Raw genomic sequence first — 19,181 nt, 5'->3', positions numbered from 1 at the left:
AGAGAAATGAAGCTGGTTTCATGGAACGTCAACGGGCTGAGAGCCTGTGTGAATAAAGGTTTCTACGATTACTTTAAGGAGGCGGACGCGGATATTTTTTGTGTTCAGGAAACCAAGCTGCAGGAAGGCCAAATCTCGCTGGAGCTTGGGGAAGAATACAAGCAGTATTGGAATTATGCGGAGAAGAAAGGCTACTCCGGCACCGCCGTATACAGCAGAATCCAGCCGCTGTCGGTGCGCTACGGGATGGAAGAGAATGAAGAACCTGAAGGCAGACTGGTCATTTTGGAATATGCTGAATTTTTCCTGGTCAATGTCTACACGCCGAACGCCAAGCGCGACTTGACGCGGCTGGATTACCGGCTCGAATGGGAGGACCGCTTTCGCAACTTTCTAGTGAAATTGGATGGACGCAAGCCGGTGATCGTCTGCGGCGATCTGAACGTAGCCCATCGGGAAATCGATTTGAAGAATCCGAAGTCGAACGAGGGCAATTCCGGATTCACGCCCGAAGAGCGCGGCAAGATGACGCAGCTGTTGGAATCCGGCTTTATCGATACATTCAGACATTTTTACCCCGACCGGGAAAACGTCTACAGCTGGTGGTCGTACATGCCCAAAGTGCGGGAGCGGAACGTCGGATGGCGGATCGATTATTTTTTGGCTTCCGCCCGGCTAGCGCCCTATCTTGCGGATGCACGGATCGATTGCCATATCATGGGAAGCGATCATTGCCCGGTGATCCTGGAAACGACGCCCGAGTCTTTTTCCCATATGGTTAATATTAACAAGGTCTAAGATAGCTATATAAATTGAACTTAAGGGGGTGAATTGATGGGGTTGGTTTATTGAACGATCGATGCAAAAGACTAACAAAACTTTGAACCGGGAACGCCCTTTAATCTCGATAACGTTTTTTAATATCCGTACATATCTGCAGGACAAGAAACGCCCGCTTCCTTTTGGGAAGGGGCGTTTCGTTTCGCCTTGTTAACTTTGGGAGGCGTCCGATTCGGCCGCAGGTTGCTTGAACAGGATGCGATGGTGTGTGCCGCTTATTTTTTCATAGAACAGTGTGGAGTCTTTCTTGAGCAAATGCTTGACGAAATGGATAAAAAACCACCCGTCCAGGATCAGGACGAACATGGCCACGACCCATCTCAACAATCCGCCCAACGATCCCGGAGCAAGGACGACCGTATAATTCAGCCCGATAATCACCCAGTAAAGCAAACCGTAGCGGACTATGAGGGCAACCAGCGAAACGGATTCGGAATCGTTCTCCTTGGTACGGAAATGTTGCAATGCCGCCAGGATGCCCGATTCCTCCGCGTTTTGGCCGGGTTTCGGCACCGTGGCCGTCAACCGGATCCGCACCAGCCATTTGCCGAACGTGCAGCCGCCGGTCAAATAAGGCAGCAGCATGAAATACAGCCCCGTCGCCACGAAATAGGGGCCCGGGATTCCCAACTGGTAGCAAACGGTCGTGAGGAGGACGCAGAGAAAAATATCAAACATCCACGCCAGCCCGCGCCGGGTGTAGGAGACTCTTTTGGTGGACAGGTCGATGTTTTTGTCCAAGTGTTCGATTCGGGGGAGAAGCCCGGACAGCCATTCCGCGGCGAGAAAACCGATCATCCCGCCCAGCGTGTTGGTCATCAGATCGTCGATATCAAACACCCGGTAAGCATGATCGAACACGCCGTAAATCCCGGTGAGCTGTGTAATTTCAATGAATAGGGACAGCAGAAAGGACAGTATTAAACACCGGAAGGCTCCGGAACGAAAATAGTAGCGGATAAACATCCCGAACGGAATGGTCAGGAACACGTTAAACACGACCTGAAGGAAAGCCCGCTCTTTGATCAGCCGCCAATAGGTGGAGGGCTCCCCTTTGACGACCGTCGTTTCTTTTAGAATGTCCTGGATAAAATTAAAGGGAATCCCTTGGACGGCCCCTCCGGCAAGCGAAGGATTGTGGCGGGTCGACGGAAACGGCAGCATAACGAGAAAGACCGCGTTCATCAAATACAGCAGAAACAGATATAAAACGAACGCGCGGACTTTGTTGATATATCCGTGCCGGCGGTATTGGACCACAAGGAAAGGCAGCGTAAACAGCAGCGCCGCGAAAGGAAACGCCATAAAGGCATAAGATATGGGGAACAAGTAGGATTGGATCATTATAAAAAGAACCTCCGGTATCATCAAATTCTCGATTGTATTATCTTATCATACGACGAATGCAACCTGGTTTAAGTTTAGTTTAAATATAAAAAACTTTGGCTTATTAAGCCAAAGCTTGAGCTCGTTCCGGGGAAGCCCCGGCGGTATAGCCTTCCGAGACGATATCGGCAAAAGACAAAGATGGCGATCAAGTAGACGGTAAGAACCATTGGCGGCTACAATAGCATAAAGCAGGGGGCTCCTTCCAACAGGGAACTCTTTGGCTCAAATTAACGGGAATGCTTCCCGGTAATTTGCTGCTTACGCGGTGGCTGGGGCGAATTACCTGGAAAAAGTCCCGCTATACGGCCAGAAATGGCGTGGTTCTGAGGTTGGGGCGTATAATAGATGGTGTTTTTCCAGTTAATTGAATTCAAAGGCCAAGAGCGGCGAATTTAACGGGAGGTTGTCCCGTTAAATTCCGCATCTGGCCTGATGCAGCTTATATAGAGAAAAGGAGTGCGGCAACATGAATATTCAGGAATTGAGAGAACACCGGCAGTATCCCGATAATATCGGGCATGAAACGAATCGCGCGACGTTCGAGCGGGACTATTCCCGGCTGATCCACTCGCCGACCTTTCGGCGGCTTCAGGGAAAATCGCAGGTTTTTGGCGCGGGGACCGGCGATTATTACCGGACGCGGCTGACCCATTCGCTGGAGGTCGCGCAAATCGCCAGGGAGGCGGCACGCAGCCTGCTGCGGGCCTATCCGGCCCTGGCGGCGGAGACGGCGGAGCATCCGGGCCTGATCATCGATCCCGAGGTTGTGGAATGCGCCGCAATCTCCCATGATTTCGGCCACCCGCCATTCGGGCATAAAGGGGAAGAAGTGCTGCAGCACATTCTGAATAACCTTATCGGCGAGAAGGTCCGGGAGGCGATGAAGGAACGCAATGCGGCACCGGGGGAAGAGGAGACGATCCGGCGGGAGATGCGGCATAAGTATGAGCATTTTGAAGGCAATGCCCACAATTTCCGCTTGATGATGTTCCTGGAGAAGCGGGAAAATATCGACGGGCTGAACTTGTCCGACGCCGTCCTGCTCGGCACGAACAAGTATCCATTTCCCGGAACGGAAAACGTAAAGGGACTTTACCGGCACGAGTGGCAGTATATTTCCCATATCCGGGACCTGTGGGGAATGCCGGCCGGGAAGAAGACGTTCGAGGCCCAATTGATGGATCTGTGCGACGATATCGCCTATTCCGCGCATGATCTCGAAGACGGCATCAAAGCCGGAAAGATCGAAGTCCATGAGCATTTTTTGTTCGATTCGCATATTCAGCGGCTGATTGTCGAGAAAATTTTGACGTTGGACGACTTCTTCTGGAAGGGATGGGCACCTGCGCTGATTCAGGTCAAGGTGGAGGAGGTTCTCTCTTCTTTTCTCAACGTATGGAATGCCAAAATGCCGATCTGCGACCACGATTACTCGCGGACCCGCCGTGAAGTGAAAGCTTACTGGGTCAGTCTTTTTGTAGGGAGCCTTGGTGTTGTCGAAGACGGGAACTGGAAAAAGGTCACGTTTGTAAAAGAAGGGCGTGAAGACGAAGATATGCTGCGGACCGTCAGCGTTCTGAAGAGCTTCGCGTGGGTCACCATGATCCGGGACCTGCGGGTTCAGCGGCTCCAGAAGCGCAGCGCCTGGATTATCAAGAGGCTGTGGGACGCCTTTGTCGATCCGGTCACCTCGAAGTCGATCATTCCCGGGGACTGGCTGCGCAGATTCGACCGGGACCAGCAGCGGAGAGATCCGATCTGGACCTGGGAACATATGATCATCGACTATATCGCCGGGATGACGGATGCCTATGCCGAGAAGATCTACAACGAGCTGTACGGGCTAAAGGTCGGAACGATTTACGATATGGACTGAAAAAAGCGTACAGTATGAAAATGAAACCCGCTCAAGTCTGCCGCGACGATGGGCGGGTTTTGTTGTGTGGGAACGTAAGGCACCGGACTGAGAAAAAGGGTGTTTCGCAACCATTCACAATTGACAATGATAATCATTATCAACTATACTTCGGATATTAAATTACTCACCATAAGGGGATGAGGAGTATGAGCAAGATTATCATTGTCTATGCCAGTTTGACCGGCAATACGGAGGAGATGGCCGAACTGATCGCCGAAGGGATTCGTGAAGCCGGAGCGACAGCCGATTTGAAAATGGTGGAGGATTGCAGTGCGTTCCGCTTGACGGAATACGATGCTTTCCTGCTTGGGACATACACTTGGGGAGATGGAGAATTGCCCGACGAATTCATGGATTTTGCGGAAGAAATGGAGGAGATCCCGCTTCAAGGAAGCACCGCCGCCGTCTTTGGGAGCGGGGATACGACGTACCGGTTATACTGCGGGGCCGTGGACGAGTTGGCGGAGCAACTGAGGAAGCTCGGCGCAACGATCGTTCAGGACAGCTTGAAAGTGGAGTATGGGCCAAGTCCCGAGGAAAAAGTGCTGTGCCGCGAATTCGGCTTGAAATTTGCCAAAAGCCTGGAGGCGGTTTCCAGGAAATGACGAAGCGCATCGTGGATTATGTATTGGATGAATGGATCAGGTCGCAGACCGACTGGGGAAGCCGTGACGCTGCTCAGCCCAAAATAACCTGGCAGCATCGCGTACAATACGCCGTAGGTCATGCGGTCAATGATTATTTCACCATGGATCCGGCCGTTCGGGTCCATACGCCGATCCAAGTGCTGCTCAATCGGCGTTGGCCGCGCAGCAGGGCCGATTTTAAAGACCCGCTTCATTATTGGCGGGTATATAACCGTATCGTGGCGCAATTAACGCGGATCACGGGGGAAATGATTTACGAGTACCCTTTAGCGCTATACGAGAATTGGGAGACGCAGGTGACGGAACTGGACGTACAATTGTCCGTCATCTTCCAGGCCGTTTGGAAAAGCGAAAGTGGAGGCGGGCCGAATCAAGTAAAGGTGCAGAAATTTTTAGTGGAAAATAACGAGGAACTTGTCAAAGCGTTTGTCCATACCGCCCATGTGTTCTGGCACAGCGCTTACGGCGAGCCGCCCGGTAAAATTGAAGTACATGCGCTGCTGGATGAGCGAAAGTATATTTTTACAAGGGAGATGCTGGATCTGCAGAAATCGCTCGATTATGTGCGGTTGCTGGCGGAAACGGTGGATGCCCGAAGCGGGACCGAGAAAGCGGACAAGCGGGAAGGCAAAGTGGAATGCCAGGCACCTGCGGAAGCGTGAAGAACCAAAGGTCACTTGAGCTTGCCGGCTGAGCAGAATTTTGGGGACAGTGATTACCGGATGGCAGGAAGCGGTAAAGATATAAAAGAAGCGATGCCATGAAGGGAGAACGGCCAAAATGAGTGAGTTTGAGCGAGAGTCCGTACCGCATGAAAAAACGTTGGACAGCAGTGTGGCTCTGATGACTGAGGGATATGAGTTTATTTTTAACCGGCGCAAAGCGTTTGGCAGCGATATTTTTGAGACGCGGCTGCTTGGCAAGCCGGCCATTTGCATGGGGGGGAAGGAAGCGGCCAGACTGTTTTACGATACCGACCGTTTTCACCGGCAGGGCGCGATCCCGAAGCGGATACAAAAATCCTTGTTCGGCCAGGGGGGGGTGCAGACGCTGGATGGCCAGGAGCATGCCCACCGGAAGCGGCTTTTTATGGACCTGATGACGCCGGAGCGCCTGAAGCAGTTGGAGGGGATCGCGGAGAAGGCGTGGCTGGACGCCGCGGAACGCTGGATCGGGAGAGAAGCGGTCGTTTTGTTCGACGAGGCGAGGGATGTGCTGTGCCGTTCCGCCTATGAATGGGCCGGTGTGCCGTTGGACGAAGACGAGGTGCAGGAGCGCGGCCAGGAATACATCGAGATGGTCGACGCGTTCGGCGCGGTCGGCCTGCGGCACCGGCGGGGAAGACAAGCCCGCGCCAAGGCGGAACGGCGGATCGCGGAGCTGATCGGCGAGATCCGTGACGGCCTGCGTCAGGTGCCGGAGGAAACGGCGGCACACGCGATGGCTTGGCACCGCGGCTTGGACGGCCAATTGCTCGACGCCAAGGTGGCGGCAGTGGAGCTGATCAATATTTTGCGGCCGATCGTCGCGATTAGCTGGTATGTCATGTTCAGCGCCATGGCGCTGCATGATTACCCGGCATGTGCGGACAAGCTGAGAATGAAGGTGGACGGGGATGGGCACGGGGATTACACTCAGTGGTTTGTTCAAGAGGTCCGGAGGTTTTACCCGTTCACTCCGATGCTTGGAGCGGTGGTAAGCCGGGATTTTGTCTGGCGGGGCTGCGAATTCAAGGAGGGAACGATGGTTCTGCTGGACCTTTACGGAACCAACCGGGACCCCGCCCTCTGGGAGGATCCCGAAACCTTCCGGCCGGAGCGTTTTCGCTCCTGGGAAGGCGGTCCGTTCGATCTGATCCCCCAAGGCGGTGGGGATCATTATACCGGCCACCGCTGCGCCGGGGAATGGCTCACGATCGATATGATGAGAGTGAGCCTGGACTTTCTGGTGAACCGGGTCACTTACACGGTGCCCGAGCAGGACTTGAACCTCAAGCTGTCCCGGATGCCGGCGATGCCGGAAAGCCGGTTCGTGATTAGTGAGGTGAAGTGGGCAGGGGGCTAAGGGGCGGAATATTATGCCGCTCCTTCGTCAGTATGGCGCAGACTGCTATTGCGTTAGCCCTGACGGAAATCGCGGGCCCCGGTGCAGCGCAAGTCACTCTAGCGGAGATCGCGGGCTCTAGCGGTGGTTGCAGGCTCTAGCGGAAGTCACGAGGCTAACGGAAATCATAGCACCTATTTGTGCTGATCCCCGGCAAAATGACCTCAATTTAACGAAATAGCAGCTATTTCGTCCGGTTAGAAAGCCAATTGGGCTGGAGCGGTCGAAATAGCGGCTATGGCTTCCGTAAGTGAGAGCCGAATTGGCCGTCGTCTAACTTAATTAGGAAATATTTGGTGGATTTATCTCATAAATCTTGGAATTTGGTCGATACATATGGGTAGGAGTAGAAGTTAATGACATAAGGGGACTATCGGATAAGGGAGGCAAGGGAAGTGAATATATACGAGGTTGGGGCAAGGGATTATCTGAATGCGCTTAACTACTCGAATAATCCAATTGAGAATTCGAGGTTTGAGCCCGACTTTCGGGAGTTACTGGGTACCACTTTGAAAAATGCAAATAACAAAAGTACATTCGTTAGCGCTGAGCATAGTTTAAAAGAAATCTATCCTGATCTGAAATATCATGTTTTGGATGCATCCCGGTTTAAATACTGGGAGAGACTGGACTTTCCGACGTCTAAGCTATTTAAGGACACCGTCGATGAAAATACGATCAATGAACTAAGCTCATGGAAGCCCAAAACTCGTCTGGCCTCAGGCTATGAACCCTGGGTGCAGCAAGATCTTGAAAAAATACCGAGCGGTGCCCACGTTGTGATCATACATCCGGAGGTTCAAGAGAAAATGAACTCGGATTCAGAATACGCGAAACAGATCGCAGCCAAGGTTAAAAAATATTTTGATGACGATATTCGCCTAAATGCAGCCATAGATCCGGAATCCGTTGAAAGCATGTCCCAATTGGTCACTATTAAGGAGAACGGAGAAATTGGGTATCATCACACCGTCTGCGACGGACCGTCAGAGCAAAAAGATGACTTTGAAGAAGCCGGTTTGAAACATAGTATGGAGACGAGCCGCGATTTTGGTGCATTACGGGGGATGAAGCTTCCCTTTTCACCTCCGTTAGTAGAACTTCTGACAACACCGTCGCTCGCGTTTGGGACGGATTACAGCTCAATATACGCTTTATATAGTTTAAATCATAAGCGCAAAACAGATATTGGCTTCTATTTATAACCACCCGGCAGGCACGCATTTTTGGGAGGACAAGCTGCCCAAAAGGGTAATCCGTATAACGGGGATTGCCTCCCTTTATCTGAGTGCCTGCCCGGCAGAAGAGGCAGTTTAGCTACAGCGGAGGGTTCGCATGGCATTTCCGGCATACCGGATAATACGATTCGTTGCCTCCGATTTGGATTTGCTCGCCGGTGTAGACGGGCTTGCCGTTTTCCACCCGCAGGTTCATGGTGGCTTTCCGCGCGCAGAACCAGCAGATCGTCTTCATTTCCTCGATTTTATCCGCATATATGAGCAGTTGCCGGCTTCCCTCAAAAAGGTGGTTCTGAAAGTCGTTCTTCAGTCCGAACGCCATGACCGGGATGTCCAGCTCATCGACGATGCGCACCAATTGCCGGATGCTGCCTTCGCTTAAAAATTGGCATTCATCGATCAGCACGCAATAGAGCTTGGGGGTATGATTTTGGACGATGCCGAAAATATCCGTCTCCTCATCGATTGGGATCGCTTCCCTGCGCAATCCGATGCGGGAAGAGACGTAACCCACTTCATCGCGGTTATCCAACGCTGACGTAAAAATAAGGACCGGTTTGTTCTGTTCCTCGTAATTGTGGGCCACCTTCAAAATTTCGATCGATTTGCCGCTGTTCATCGCTCCATATTTGTAAAACAATTGTGCCAATGTGGGACGTTCCTCTCTTTAGATCATTTCGATATAGCATGACCATTCTATCATAAATCAAGCAGGGCGTTGGTCCCGAATTGCAAATTTCCGCCTTGCCCCTAAAGCTTATTTCCAGGGATTGGATTATAATGGAATACAGATTGCAAAAGAAAATTAAAGGAAGGTAAGCCGATGACAGATGTAAGAAATGAGGAGTTATTTGTATCTTTAACGGAAGCGGATAAAATACTTGATGAGGCGCTGGAACAATTGGTCTCCGGAGATGAGGAGATGTGTAGGGAACTATTATCTTCCCTGGTCTGTTACAGAGAATATAATATTTCGCGCTCTCTGCCCAAACTTATAGAGCATGGGATGTATTATCCCGGGATCCTGTTTAAAGATGCCGGACCGGAGGTGCGGGATCGATTGCTTCAACAGCTGGAATGGGACGTTGAAAATTTCGACTTCCTGCTGCCGGCTTTAAGCTGGATTGGTGATACGGTAGTGGTAACCCGGTTTCAAGAGTGGAGGAAAAATCCCCCTTCCTGGGCGGAAGAGCTGCCTGTTCCTCCGGAACAATATACATATGCGGCCGGATGGGAGCTCGGCCAAGACGGGACGCGTGTGGATCTGATCCGAAGCCCCGCCTATGCCATCCTAAGGAGGAAGGAACCGTCCGCGGCAGTGCTCGATAGCGGGGAACCCGGCAAGTTTTTGCTGCCGGATCGTGAAAACTGCCCTTGGTGCGGCGGTAAGCTGACGACTCTTATGGACGTAGATGCCCACCATCCGTCGCTCTCGGGTTGGTCCTTGCGGCAGGAACGGTTGCATTTTAAAACCTGTATGAGGTGTGGCTGCTACAGCACTATTTTTATGAAGTCGGATGATCGGGGAGTCGCAAGCTGGAGCGAGTACAATGAAAAGCCGGGATATATGCCGGAGATCGATTTGGGAGATTACGGTGAAGAATATCTGAACTTCGGGCCATTGCTTGAGTTGGAAGCCAAGCCGCGTCTCATCTTTCATACGGCGGTTTGGGGCTTGACCCAGACGAATTCCCAAATTGGCGGGCATCCGAGTTGGATTCAGGATGCGGAGTATCCGGCTTGCCCTTGCTGCGGCGAGAGCATGCACTTTATCGCTCAACTGGATTGGAGTGAACTGGAGGAGTACGGCGAAGGAATCCTGTATATGTTTTTATGCGAAAAAGACAAGCTGACAGCTACGCTATTCCAACAAAGTTAAATGAGGGGGCCGGATGCCGGCTCTCTTTTTTAGTTATATAGGTTGAACTATTTGAACTATTGATTTGCCTATTGGACAGCGGGGGAGGGGGGCTTTTCACACTCTTGGCCTACAGCTCATGGTTTGGTTCAAATTAAAGGGAATTCTTCCCGTTAATTCGGTGCCTATGCGGCCACAGAGGCTATTTAGCTGGAAAACATCCCGCTAATCCGCTCAAAATTGTGGATATCGGCCATTGGGCCAGGAAATAGATGGAGCTTTTCCAGCTAAATCCGGCTTCAGGGCCAAGTGCAGTGAATTAACGGGAGGTTTTCCCGTTAGTGTGTAGACGCCGGCGTCGAAGGTGACGCTTTATATCTACAATTGTGGATGTTGGCAACGTTTTCCGAAACCATTTCACTTTTACTAGCGTCAATTCTCTAAATCAACTTATATAGTGAAAAAAATTGTAACGAATTGCGGTTTGGCCGGTCTAATTGTCGTGAGGATGTGAACAAGTGGCTGACTTTGAAGAGATCTATCGCCAGTGTTTTCGCGAGGTGTACCGGTTTGTATATTCACTAAGCCGGAATGAGGAACTGTCCGAGGAAATTACCCAGGAAACGTTTTTTAAAGCGCTTAAGGGGATCGACGGCTTTAAAGGCAACTGCAAGCTCAGCGTGTGGCTCTGCCAAATCGCCAAGCATACTTATTTTTCCCACCTTGAGAAACAAAAGCGTTTTTTGCCGGAGCTTTGCACCGGCCTCTCGTCTACCCGTGAGAACCTGGAGGACGTCTTGTTGAACAAAGATGAAACTCTGCGGATTCATAGAGCGCTGCATCGGCTAAAGGAGCCGTACAAGGAAGTGTTTAGTCTTACTATGAAGTTATCGATGTCGAAAATAAGATTTATCAAGCGAAATACGGCGGGAACCATGAAATTCGGGCTTTTTATTATGGTGAGGGAAAGAACCGCATTCTCGTTTGGAAAAAAGGAATGGACCTTCCGGCGGCCAGCCCTAAGGTGGAAGCCTGGTTTCAGTAGCAACCCGCGATTTCCGCAAACTTTCTCTGTTCATCTCTCCGGGGCTGCGATAAAATTTAGGCTAGGTTATCAGAGGATTAAGGTCCAGGAAGAAGGAACAAATGAATGTCTGAAAAATCAACAAAAACCCAAACGTCTTCATTTTCCGGCGAAAGCCGTTTCCGTTTGCAGGCGGATTGCGAAAGCTGCTTTGGGCTGTGCTGTGTGGCGCTGCCCTTTGCGGCTTCCGTCGATTTTGCCGTCGACAAGCAGGCCGGGCAGCCCTGCGCCAACCTGAAGGAGGACTTCCGCTGCGGTATTCACAGCACGCTTCGCGAGCGGGGGTTCCGCGGCTGTACGGTGTACGATTGCTTCGGTGCCGGCCAGCAGGTCTCGCAGGTGACCTACGGCGGACGGGACTGGCGGCAGGCACCGGAAACGGCCGGGCGGATGTATGAGGTGTTTCCGGTGATGCGCCAGCTGCATGAGCTGCTGTGGTATTTGACGGAAGCGCTGGAACGGCAGGAGACGCTGTCGATTCACCGGGAGCTCACCTCCGCGCTGGAGGAGACGAAGCGGCTGACGGAGCTTGACCCGGAAGCGCTGATCAAGCTGGACGTGGCGGCCCATCGCGCGGAAGTCAACGCGCTGCTGCTGCAGACGAGCGAGCTGGTGCGAAACGGGGCTATTCGCCGCCATAAGGGTCCCTGGAAGCCCCACAAAAAAGCGGGCCGGGGCGCGGATCTGATCGGCGCGAATTTAAAGGGAGCCGATCTCAGGTACGCCAATTTGCGCGGCGCCTACTTGATCGCGGCCGACTTGCGGGGAGCGAATCTGCGGGTGGCCGATTTGATCGGTGCGGACTTGCGCGATGCGGATATCCGGGGAGCCGACTTGAGGGAAAGTCTTTTTCTCACCCAATTCCAGGTGAATGCGGCCAAAGGCGACGCGGGGACGAAGCTTCCCGGCGGGATTTCCCGCCCTTTCCATTGGCTGGCGTCGGGCGGGCCTTCTAAATAATAGGAACGTCGTCAGTCGCCGCGCGGGGGTTACTCCGAACAGCGATCTCTGAAAGGAAGGCTTTTACGATGTACTCAATAGGAAAGTTTGCGGAAATCTGTAACGTTCCGGTTAAAACACTGCGCTATTATAGCGACATCGGGCTGCTTGAACCCTCTATCATCGACCCTGTCACGAATTACCGGTATTACGATTATGACAAAATACAAACCGTTAAAAAAATTGTGCTGCTCAAAAGCTGCGAATTTTCTCTGGCCAGCATTAGGGAGTTTATGGAAAACCCGGATCAAGAGCAGTGGAGCCGCTTATTTGAGGAGAAGCTTCGCGAGCTTGAGTGTCGGAGAAAACAACTGGATGAACAAATGGAAGAACTTCACCGGTTAAACGGACAAGTGACGCAGGAGGCCTGCCTGCTCCCGGGTCCTCCGATGTCCGAATGTTACCTGGAGGAACGTAAAGCCATCCGGGTATATACGATCCGGAACAAGATCAAGCCGGCCTTGATCGATCATCTGGTCAAGGATTTATTTGACCGGGTTTACGCGTTCAACTTAACCGTTGCCGGTAAAATGATGGCGATTTTCCATGCGAGAGGTTTGGATCAGGGGGCAGCGGATGTCGAGCTGCTTATGCCCGTTGAGGATAAGCCTCGGATCAGCGGCTGCAAGATGTTGCCGCAGGGAACCTACGCCTGCATAGACATCCGGGGGCCTTATTCCGAACTGGGCGCGGGATACGAAAAGTTGTGCCGATGGATCGAAGAACGAAGTTTCACCCGGGTTGGCGAATTTATGGAAATCTATGAACAAGGGCTGGTTCCGTCCGAATACAACGGGAAAGAGATTCGTCCCGATCTCAGTCTTCATCCCTCCGAGTTTATGACTAAACTGTGCGCCGCAGTCTCTGTACCTCTTAGTTGAGTGGCTGGTACCGCGTCCGTCGGAAGTCTAACGGCTGTGGCAGCCGCTATTATGCGAAAAATGATCCTCTCGAAAATCGAAAGGGGGTAAACTCTCCAGTTGCTGGAGGGTTTATTCTTTTTTATGTAAAGCCAAAAGGCGCTCGGATACGGTGTTTGAAGCGGTACGGGGGCTTTTGCAAAGAGAGGGGAGACCGTAGAAATGAGAGTTATTCCGGCCTATTTTTCTTACCTGGAAGGTGATAGTTACGCAGTTGGCCAAGAACAAGGTGAAGAGGTAAAGTCGATGGTTTGGGCAAAGGAAGCATGGATTTCGTCCAATCCCATGGGGCAAACGCGCTACAAGGAACTGGCAAAAGTAATGGATGCGTACGCTCCGGGACTTAGCGAAGAAATTCAAGGGTTTGCAGACTCGTTAAACGTGGAGATTAGGGCTTTGAAGTTTTTTGATGAAGCTTATTTGAAGCCCGGCGGATGCAGTTTGGCGGCGGTTTTGCCTTCCAAGGCCAGCGATCGCAAAACTTATGTTCTCAGAAACTACGACTTGTCTCCGGAAATTTCCGATATGCGGCTGTGCTCGACGAACATCACGGGAAAATACAGCCACAGCGGGTTCTCGGTTTCTTGTTTCGGTCGCAGCGATGGGTTGAATGAAAAAGGCTTGTCCGTTGCCTTCGCCTCCTGCGGCATTCCGGTCGGGATGCATCCGGGCATGAAAAAGCCGGTTTCAGCCGGTTTGCAATTTATGGTGATCGTGAGAGCGTTGCTCGAAAATTGTAAAAATGTCGAAGAAGGCATTTTCTGCTTGAAGGATATGCCGATCGGGGCAAATATGAACCTGCTTTTGGCGGATATTAAAGGGGAGGCCGCCGTCGTGGAGACTTATGATGGCAAGATGGCCATCGCAAGGGCCAGCCGGGAGGCGGGTTATATCAGTGCTACGAATCACGCCGTACTGCCGGGAATTGAAGAGAGAGGAGTGCTCCGGCAGTCCAAGGTCCGTTACGACCTCATCCATAGCACGCTCGGAAGAAGTTTGTCGGTATCCAAACAGGAACTAAGGGACTTAACGTTACGGGAGTATCCCGAGGGGATCACCGTCCATAACTATAAACAGAATTTTGGAACCGTTCATTCGGTATTGTTTGATCTTCATGCCGGGCAATTGGAGTTTTCTTTTGGCTCGCCCTTGGAAAATGAAACATATAGTTTAAAAGTAGGAGAAAGGTTCCCTTTCAAGGAGTTAAGTGTCCGGGTGCCCGATCGGGAATACGGACCCGAATTCTGGGCGATGGAGGAATAGAATCGGCCCCCGGCTTATTCCGGGGGCGTTTTTGGATTAAATTCACTTAAAAAGTAGGCGTTCGCCGCCTCCAGTTTCCGATGATATTCCCGATAGGAGCTGCTTAATATTTTCAGGTTGGGTATAAAGATGTCGTGATATCCGCTCCGGCTTTGGAATTCCCTTAACGATTGCTGCAAACGGTAGGCCGGACTCGCTTTAAATGCCGCGGATTCCCGGTACTCCAGCCAGGCGGAGATGGAATCCCGGCGGGCCGACAAATACTGTGGCACATCCAAAAGGGCGTCTTCGAGATCATCATGGATCTTTTTAAAATCCACCCTGCTTAATGCCTCGAACGAATTGCTCAGAATCTGCTCCGCCTCCTCGGAAAGCTCCAGTTCGCCGGTTCGGTCGAGAAAGTCGATGATCCGGTGATAAGCTTCTATTTTTTGCGGGCTATCCAGGGGTTCTCCCAGGTATTTTTCAAAGTGAACGTACAGATATTCGCCGAATTTGCCGGGAAAAGCCTGCAGCAGCTTCTCCTTAACGGGAAGCATTTCGTCGAGTCTCCGCTCAATGTCATCCAAGGTTGCGCCCAAATCGTCCGGATGCCGCTCCAGTACACCGCGCAACGCGTCAAGCCGGGCCTGGTCCTGTCGCAGCTGTCTTTCCTTTGTCAGCAAACAATCCCGCAGCGCACGCTGCTTGTCTCCGCTGCTTAGGACATGCTTAATATCCTGGACGTTAAGCCCGAGCTTTCGCAGCACAGAGATTTCTTTAAGCGTCCGTATATCCTCCGCTCTAAAGTCCCTGTAACCGTTGGAATTATAGTGAACGGCAATCAGCCCTTGCCGCTCGTAGTAAGCGATGGCCTTCTTGGTCAAGCCGCTGATTTTTGCGGCCTCGTGAATCAGCATGTAGCATCACCTCGGGTGTGAGTTTAAACCCGTCCCCAAGGGAACAGTCAATAGAAAGTTCGGGGGCCCAGCGGGGTTAGTATTTTTCCAGTATCAAAAAAACGAGCTTACCGTCGAGTTCTCCGTTTTCGGGATACACAAACTCCGCTTTTAGCCGGTTTTGCTTATCATCATAAATCCTCGCGGTCAGCCCTTGCTCACGGTCATAACCGCGCACGACAAAATCGGTTCCCCAGCGCTTCTCCACTTGCGCCATATCGGTGGTCGTCCCGTCCCCAAAGCTTCGGAGACCCTTATCGGACAAGGTTTGCAGCTTCACAATCGTTCCGCGTGAATCCAAGGCGACCATGAAGTCTTCAAAGTATTTGTATTGCAGACCGTGTTGGGTTCGGTCTTCAAAGTCAGGCGATGGCTTAAACTGAGAGAAATCAACAGAGCCCGCAGTTTGACCCGGCCTTATATTCATGATGGACAAATCCGTCAGAGCGGTCGATTTTAGGGTCCGCATTTGCCATTGATCCCTCAGAAAGGGAATACTCATAAGGATCAGGACGCCCATAAGAAATGAAGCCATGACGAGTATGTATTTTTTATTGCGGCTGTTCAACATAAGTTCCCTCTTTACGTTGGATTAGGAACGGCCCGGAATTCTCATTCCGGGCCGTTTCCGCTCATTGGCTCAAAATATACAGATAATAACCGTAGTCGGTCGGCGTTCCCGGATACCCCAATTGTCTAAGCATCGCGGTGATATTGCCGCGGTGATAAGTCCCATGGTTCACCATGTGCTGGAGGAAGTCCACGCCGCGAGCCTGAAAACCGCCGGACGGGAAATAAGCTTCCAAGTTCTCGTGGCCTTCGATGAACTTCCTGAATTGTCCGGCCAGTTCATCCTGCATCAGGCTTAGCTCTTCAATGTGCTTTCCCCGGGTTTCCGCGACAATGGCATCCACCTTATTTTTCAACTGTTCATAATATTCGGGCGAAGTATCCGTGACCCCGCTGGACTCAAAAAATTCGAGCCACCCGCGGTCAATAACGTAGATATGGACCATCGTATCGTAGATCGTCGGAAATACGCTTTGAACTTCTTTGCGGTAAACTTCTTCCGTCAATCCCTCTAAATGCTCGCAAACCTTCCGGTTTGCCCATGCGTGGTATTCAAATTGCTGCAACGCATATCGGTTCAAAATGCTCTCCCCTTTTCTCAAGGGAATCGCGCAGGTTAAGGGCAATTATACGCGGGTCCCCTTATTCATTTGCCCGTGGTTCGCTATCGTTTTCATTGTGAACGCCTCCGTTTTGTAGGATATCCCTATATTACCATCCAATAGGTGGCGAAGAGGGGGAACTTTGTTTATATTTATTTTTTCTTACCTTATAGAGTCAGGAAGCAGCATTAACGCCGTAACAATGCAGCTTTCGATCCATGCCGGATCCGGATTTGATTTCTTCAGAACTGTAATTCCGATAAAAGAGGCAACCAGAGTCTGCGCGACGGCCCGTTTATCCAGGGGTTCGCTGAGCTCTCCGGAAGCGACTCCGCGCGCAAGCGTTTCTTCAAAAATCGCCGCCAGATATTGTTGATGCTCACGGGTCAATATTTCAAACCTCGCCTCATGGGGAGCCAGTTCCACCATCGTATTAATGCAAAAACAACCGTTCCGCCCTTGATCGGACCCCGGAAACGCCCCCTCCCGAAAAAGTTTCCGAAAAGCTTCTTTCACGGAGGTTTCTTCTTTTAGCTGTTCACGGATCTGCTGGGCATGCAGGTGATTGTACTTGCGGAGCGCCGCTTCGAATAGGGACGATTTATCACCGTAGGCCGCGTAAAGACTAGGCTTTCGGATCCCCATCCGGGCGGTCAGGTCGCTTAAGCTGGTGGCTTCATACCCCTTCTCCCAAAAAAGATGCATCGCCTCGGTCAAAGCCCTTTGTTCGTCGAATTCGCGAATTCTGGCCATGGTACTTCCTCCTTATGCACGTTACCGATCAGTATAAAATAATCATAGGGTTTAAATCCGGTTTCGTCAATTCCGGTTGACATTAACGAAAGAAAGCAGTTAATATTAACGAAAAATTAAATACCGATTGGTACAAAAAAGGAGGTTGTTTTGTTTGTCCAAACCCATACTTCAGCCCGATTCCAATCCGGGAACTTCCGAGTATTCGATGCACCTCTCCAGAGCCGCTGCTGTGCTCTATGCCTTCCTGTGCGGCACCGCGGTGGCCGCCGTTTACTTTTCCCAGCCGCTGCTCGATGTAATAGCGATTGAATTTGACATCAGCAAAGCCGTGATCGGGACGGTGATCACGGCGACCCAGTTGTGTTATGCGCTGGGGTTGTTTCTTCTCGTTCCGCTGGGAGATAGGCTTGAGCCGCGGCGGCTCGTCACCTGGATGCTGCTGCTGTCGTCTGTGGCTTTAAGCCTGGTGGCGTTCGCGCCGAGTGCCGTTGTGCTGTTTCTCGGCATGGGGATGGTCGGCTTTCTGGCGGTCGTTGCGCAAGTTCTTGTTGCGCTGGCTGCGGCGAGATCTTTACCCGCCGACCGCGGCAAGGCGATCGGTCTCGTTACGAGCGGCATCGTCATCGGAATTCTGCTGGCCCGGACGTTTTCGGGCACGTTGGCGGACTTGTCCGGCTGGCGGATGGTATATATCGTTTCCGCCGCCATTTCCGTGATCCTGGCCTGTTTCTTTGTAATCGTCACTCCAGCCGCTACCAGACGTCCCGCCCCCATTTCCTATTTGAAATTACTGGGCTCGATGAAAGATTTGTTCCGCATTCCTCTGCTGCGGGTCCGCGCGATGCTGGCCTTTTTTATCTTTGCGGCCTTCGGCACTTTATGGTCCTCGATGGTCTTGCCGCTCAGTTCCCCGCCTTTTTCGCTAAGCCATACCGCGATCGGTTTATTCGGGCTTGCCGGGGCTGCGGGCGCATTGGCGGCCAGAAGTGCCGGACGGCTTGCGGACAAGGGGCTGGGGCAAAGAACGACCGGCTGGGCGCTGCTGCTTCTAGCCCTCTCCTGGGTGCCGATCGGGTTGATGCAGAAGTCATTATGGATTTTTGTTCTGGGAGTCATTATGTTGGATTATGCGGTTCAGGCGGTTCACGTCACGAATCAAACCATGATTTTAAGCGTGCTTCCGGAAGCGAGAAGCCGGTTGACCGCGGGGTATATGATTTTCTATTCTTTGGGCAGCGCCGCGGGGGCGGTAGCCTCGACTTTGGTTTATTCCCGGGCGGGATGGCTCGGCGTCTGCATATTGGGAGGAGGAATCAGCACGGCGGCGATCCTGTTCTGGGCCGGAACCCGGAAAACGTCCTGACGCTTCGCCGAGAAGCGAAGTGTTCGCCATTCAACTTATATATATACAAAAGCCGGCCATTCAAATATGATTTTAATAATAGATTTTGAGAGGAGGAAATCGGTGATTTATATTGCCCTGCTTCGCGGAATTAATGTCGGAGGAAACAACAAGATCGATATGAAGCAATTGAAGGCGACTTTCGAACGGGTCGGGATGAAGGATGTCGTGACCTATATTAATACGGGAAATATCATATTTAACTCGGAGATGCAATTGAACACTGAGCTTGCGGCCATATTGGAAGCGAAGATTCAGACGGATTTCGGCCTGCAGATTAAAGTGGTGGTTCGCAGTTTCGAGCAATTCTCCCGCATCACGGAGGCGCTTCCGCCCGACTGGACCAACGGTCCTGCGATGAAAAGCGATGTGCTGTTTCTCTGGGATGAGGTGGATCATGAGAGCTCGTTGGAGCAGTTGGTGATCAAACCGGAGATCGACCGGGTGCTCTATGTGCCTGGAGCGATTCTTTGGTCGGTGGACCGGGAGCACGTAACCAAGAGCGGGATGCAGAAACTGATCGGGACGAAGCTCTACTCTAAGGTTACAGTAAGAAACGTCAATACGACCCGTAAAATCTATGAGCTGATGAAAGCTGCAGGGCATTAACTAAGGCAGAGGCAGCATCACAACGAATCTTCCTGCCCTCTGAAA

At 51.7% G+C, this 19,181-nt stretch carries 19 protein-coding genes; 13 read left to right on the top strand and 6 right to left on the bottom strand.

Going from position 1 to position 19,181, the window contains the following annotated elements:
- The first annotated feature begins 6 nt into the window (after window positions 1-6).
- Entirely contained in the window at window positions 7-798 is a 792-nt protein-coding gene (locus tag V4U84_RS19355; protein WP_334075850.1) for an exodeoxyribonuclease III, read from the top strand.
- A gap of 192 nt (window positions 799-990) precedes the next feature.
- Here V4U84_RS19355 and V4U84_RS19350 read toward each other — a convergent pair whose 3' ends face one another.
- The gene (locus tag V4U84_RS19350; protein WP_334077776.1) at window positions 991-2,184 is read right to left on the bottom strand and encodes a VanZ family protein; all 1,194 of its coding nucleotides are present in this window, start codon (window positions 2,182-2,184) and stop codon (window positions 991-993) included.
- Between the two features lie 511 nt (window positions 2,185-2,695).
- Here V4U84_RS19350 and V4U84_RS19345 point away from each other — a divergent pair.
- From V4U84_RS19345 to V4U84_RS19325, 5 genes are all read left to right on the top strand, one after another.
- Complete coding sequence (locus tag V4U84_RS19345) at window positions 2,696-4,105, top strand: deoxyguanosinetriphosphate triphosphohydrolase family protein (RefSeq protein WP_334075848.1); 1,410 nt, start codon at window positions 2,696-2,698, stop codon at window positions 4,103-4,105.
- Window positions 4,106-4,293: 188 nt separating this feature from the next.
- Entirely contained in the window at window positions 4,294-4,752 is a 459-nt protein-coding gene (locus tag V4U84_RS19340) for a flavodoxin (protein ID WP_334075847.1), read from the top strand.
- Window positions 4,749-5,456: a hypothetical protein gene (locus tag V4U84_RS19335; RefSeq protein ID WP_334077775.1), complete on the top strand. Its 708-nt coding sequence runs from the start codon at window positions 4,749-4,751 to the stop codon at window positions 5,454-5,456. The genes V4U84_RS19340 and V4U84_RS19335 overlap by 4 nt, the downstream gene beginning before the upstream one ends.
- A 118-nt stretch (window positions 5,457-5,574) precedes the next feature.
- Entirely contained in the window at window positions 5,575-6,858 is a 1,284-nt protein-coding gene (locus V4U84_RS19330) for a cytochrome P450 (RefSeq protein WP_334077774.1), read from the top strand.
- Window positions 6,859-7,292: 434 nt separating this feature from the next.
- Window positions 7,293-8,102 (top strand): hypothetical protein, encoded by an 810-nt coding sequence (locus V4U84_RS19325; protein WP_334077773.1) that lies wholly within the window; start codon window positions 7,293-7,295, stop codon window positions 8,100-8,102.
- Window positions 8,103-8,214: 112 nt separating this feature from the next.
- Here V4U84_RS19325 and V4U84_RS19320 read toward each other — a convergent pair whose 3' ends face one another.
- Window positions 8,215-8,784 carry a thymidine kinase gene (locus V4U84_RS19320; protein ID WP_334075843.1) on the bottom strand — a complete coding sequence of 190 codons (570 nt, stop codon included), beginning with the start codon at window positions 8,782-8,784 and terminating at the stop codon, window positions 8,215-8,217.
- 174 nt (window positions 8,785-8,958) lie between these two features.
- Here V4U84_RS19320 and V4U84_RS19315 point away from each other — a divergent pair, with 174 nt between their 5' ends.
- The 5 genes from V4U84_RS19315 (at window position 8,959) to V4U84_RS19295 (ending at window position 14,259) form a co-directional block, all read left to right on the top strand.
- Complete coding sequence (locus V4U84_RS19315; protein ID WP_334077772.1) at window positions 8,959-10,014, top strand: DUF1963 domain-containing protein; 1,056 nt, start codon at window positions 8,959-8,961, stop codon at window positions 10,012-10,014.
- Between the two features lie 497 nt (window positions 10,015-10,511).
- The gene (locus V4U84_RS19310; protein WP_334077771.1) at window positions 10,512-11,315 is read left to right on the top strand and encodes an RNA polymerase sigma factor; all 804 of its coding nucleotides are present in this window, start codon (window positions 10,512-10,514) and stop codon (window positions 11,313-11,315) included.
- Window positions 11,204-12,037: a pentapeptide repeat-containing protein gene (locus V4U84_RS19305; RefSeq protein ID WP_334077785.1), complete on the top strand. Its 834-nt coding sequence runs from the start codon at window positions 11,204-11,206 to the stop codon at window positions 12,035-12,037. The genes V4U84_RS19310 and V4U84_RS19305 overlap by 112 nt, the downstream gene beginning before the upstream one ends.
- Window positions 12,038-12,105: 68 nt before the next feature.
- Window positions 12,106-12,957, top strand: coding sequence for a MerR family transcriptional regulator (locus V4U84_RS19300; protein ID WP_334077770.1), 852 nt, complete (start codon window positions 12,106-12,108; stop codon window positions 12,955-12,957).
- Between the two features lie 201 nt (window positions 12,958-13,158).
- Window positions 13,159-14,259: a C45 family peptidase gene (locus V4U84_RS19295; RefSeq protein WP_334077769.1), complete on the top strand. Its 1,101-nt coding sequence runs from the start codon at window positions 13,159-13,161 to the stop codon at window positions 14,257-14,259.
- 14 nt (window positions 14,260-14,273) lie between these two features.
- On the opposite strand, the gene V4U84_RS19290 is transcribed toward V4U84_RS19295, so the two are convergent.
- The 4 genes from V4U84_RS19290 to V4U84_RS19275 form a co-directional block, all read right to left on the bottom strand.
- The gene (locus tag V4U84_RS19290; RefSeq protein ID WP_334075837.1) at window positions 14,274-15,158 is read right to left on the bottom strand and encodes a MerR family transcriptional regulator; all 885 of its coding nucleotides are present in this window, start codon (window positions 15,156-15,158) and stop codon (window positions 14,274-14,276) included.
- A gap of 76 nt (window positions 15,159-15,234) precedes the next feature.
- Window positions 15,235-15,768, bottom strand: a complete 534-nt coding sequence (locus V4U84_RS19285; RefSeq protein ID WP_334075836.1) for a hypothetical protein — start codon at window positions 15,766-15,768, stop codon at window positions 15,235-15,237.
- 61 nt (window positions 15,769-15,829) lie between these two features.
- Window positions 15,830-16,348 (bottom strand): DinB family protein, encoded by a 519-nt coding sequence (locus V4U84_RS19280; RefSeq protein WP_334077768.1) that lies wholly within the window; start codon window positions 16,346-16,348, stop codon window positions 15,830-15,832.
- Window positions 16,349-16,531: 183 nt separating this feature from the next.
- Window positions 16,532-17,122, bottom strand: coding sequence for a TetR/AcrR family transcriptional regulator (locus V4U84_RS19275; protein ID WP_334075834.1), 591 nt, complete (start codon window positions 17,120-17,122; stop codon window positions 16,532-16,534).
- Between the two features lie 208 nt (window positions 17,123-17,330).
- Between V4U84_RS19275 and V4U84_RS19270 the strand changes: the two genes are divergently transcribed.
- Complete coding sequence (locus V4U84_RS19270; RefSeq protein WP_416367276.1) at window positions 17,331-18,488, top strand: MFS transporter; 1,158 nt, start codon at window positions 17,331-17,333, stop codon at window positions 18,486-18,488.
- 102 nt (window positions 18,489-18,590) lie between these two features.
- On the top strand, window positions 18,591-19,136 hold the full coding sequence (locus tag V4U84_RS19265; RefSeq protein ID WP_334075832.1) for a DUF1697 domain-containing protein: 546 nt from the start codon (window positions 18,591-18,593) through the stop codon (window positions 19,134-19,136).
- Window positions 19,137-19,181 lie beyond the last annotated feature (45 nt).

The organism is Paenibacillus sanfengchensis (assembly GCF_036864765.1).
GTDB lineage: Bacteria > Bacillota > Bacilli > Paenibacillales > Paenibacillaceae > Fontibacillus > Fontibacillus sanfengchensis.
Note: the sequence above shows the minus strand (reverse complement) of the source record. Positions and strands in the feature narration are given on the sequence as shown.

Excerpts from the sequence above, each read along its gene's own strand:
- V4U84_RS19345 (WP_334075848.1), top strand. The coding sequence starts at position 2,696 with ATGAATATTCAGGAATTGAGAGAACACCGGCAGTATCCCGATAATATC.
- V4U84_RS19290 (WP_334075837.1), bottom strand. The coding sequence starts at position 15,158 with ATGCTGATTCACGAGGCCGCAAAAATCAGCGGCTTGACCAAGAAGGCC.
- V4U84_RS19330 (WP_334077774.1), top strand. The coding sequence starts at position 5,575 with ATGAGTGAGTTTGAGCGAGAGTCCGTACCGCATGAAAAAACGTTGGAC.
- V4U84_RS19295 (WP_334077769.1), top strand. The coding sequence starts at position 13,159 with ATGAGAGTTATTCCGGCCTATTTTTCTTACCTGGAAGGTGATAGTTAC.
- V4U84_RS19350 (WP_334077776.1), bottom strand. The coding sequence starts at position 2,184 with ATGATCCAATCCTACTTGTTCCCCATATCTTATGCCTTTATGGCGTTT.
- V4U84_RS19355 (WP_334075850.1), top strand. The coding sequence starts at position 7 with ATGAAGCTGGTTTCATGGAACGTCAACGGGCTGAGAGCCTGTGTGAAT.
- V4U84_RS19300 (WP_334077770.1), top strand. The coding sequence starts at position 12,106 with ATGTACTCAATAGGAAAGTTTGCGGAAATCTGTAACGTTCCGGTTAAA.
- V4U84_RS19315 (WP_334077772.1), top strand. The coding sequence starts at position 8,959 with ATGACAGATGTAAGAAATGAGGAGTTATTTGTATCTTTAACGGAAGCG.
- V4U84_RS19270 (WP_416367276.1), top strand. The coding sequence starts at position 17,331 with ATGCACCTCTCCAGAGCCGCTGCTGTGCTCTATGCCTTCCTGTGCGGC.
- V4U84_RS19275 (WP_334075834.1), bottom strand. The coding sequence starts at position 17,122 with ATGGCCAGAATTCGCGAATTCGACGAACAAAGGGCTTTGACCGAGGCG.
- V4U84_RS19285 (WP_334075836.1), bottom strand. The coding sequence starts at position 15,768 with ATGTTGAACAGCCGCAATAAAAAATACATACTCGTCATGGCTTCATTT.
- V4U84_RS19335 (WP_334077775.1), top strand. The coding sequence starts at position 4,749 with ATGACGAAGCGCATCGTGGATTATGTATTGGATGAATGGATCAGGTCG.
- V4U84_RS19340 (WP_334075847.1), top strand. The coding sequence starts at position 4,294 with ATGAGCAAGATTATCATTGTCTATGCCAGTTTGACCGGCAATACGGAG.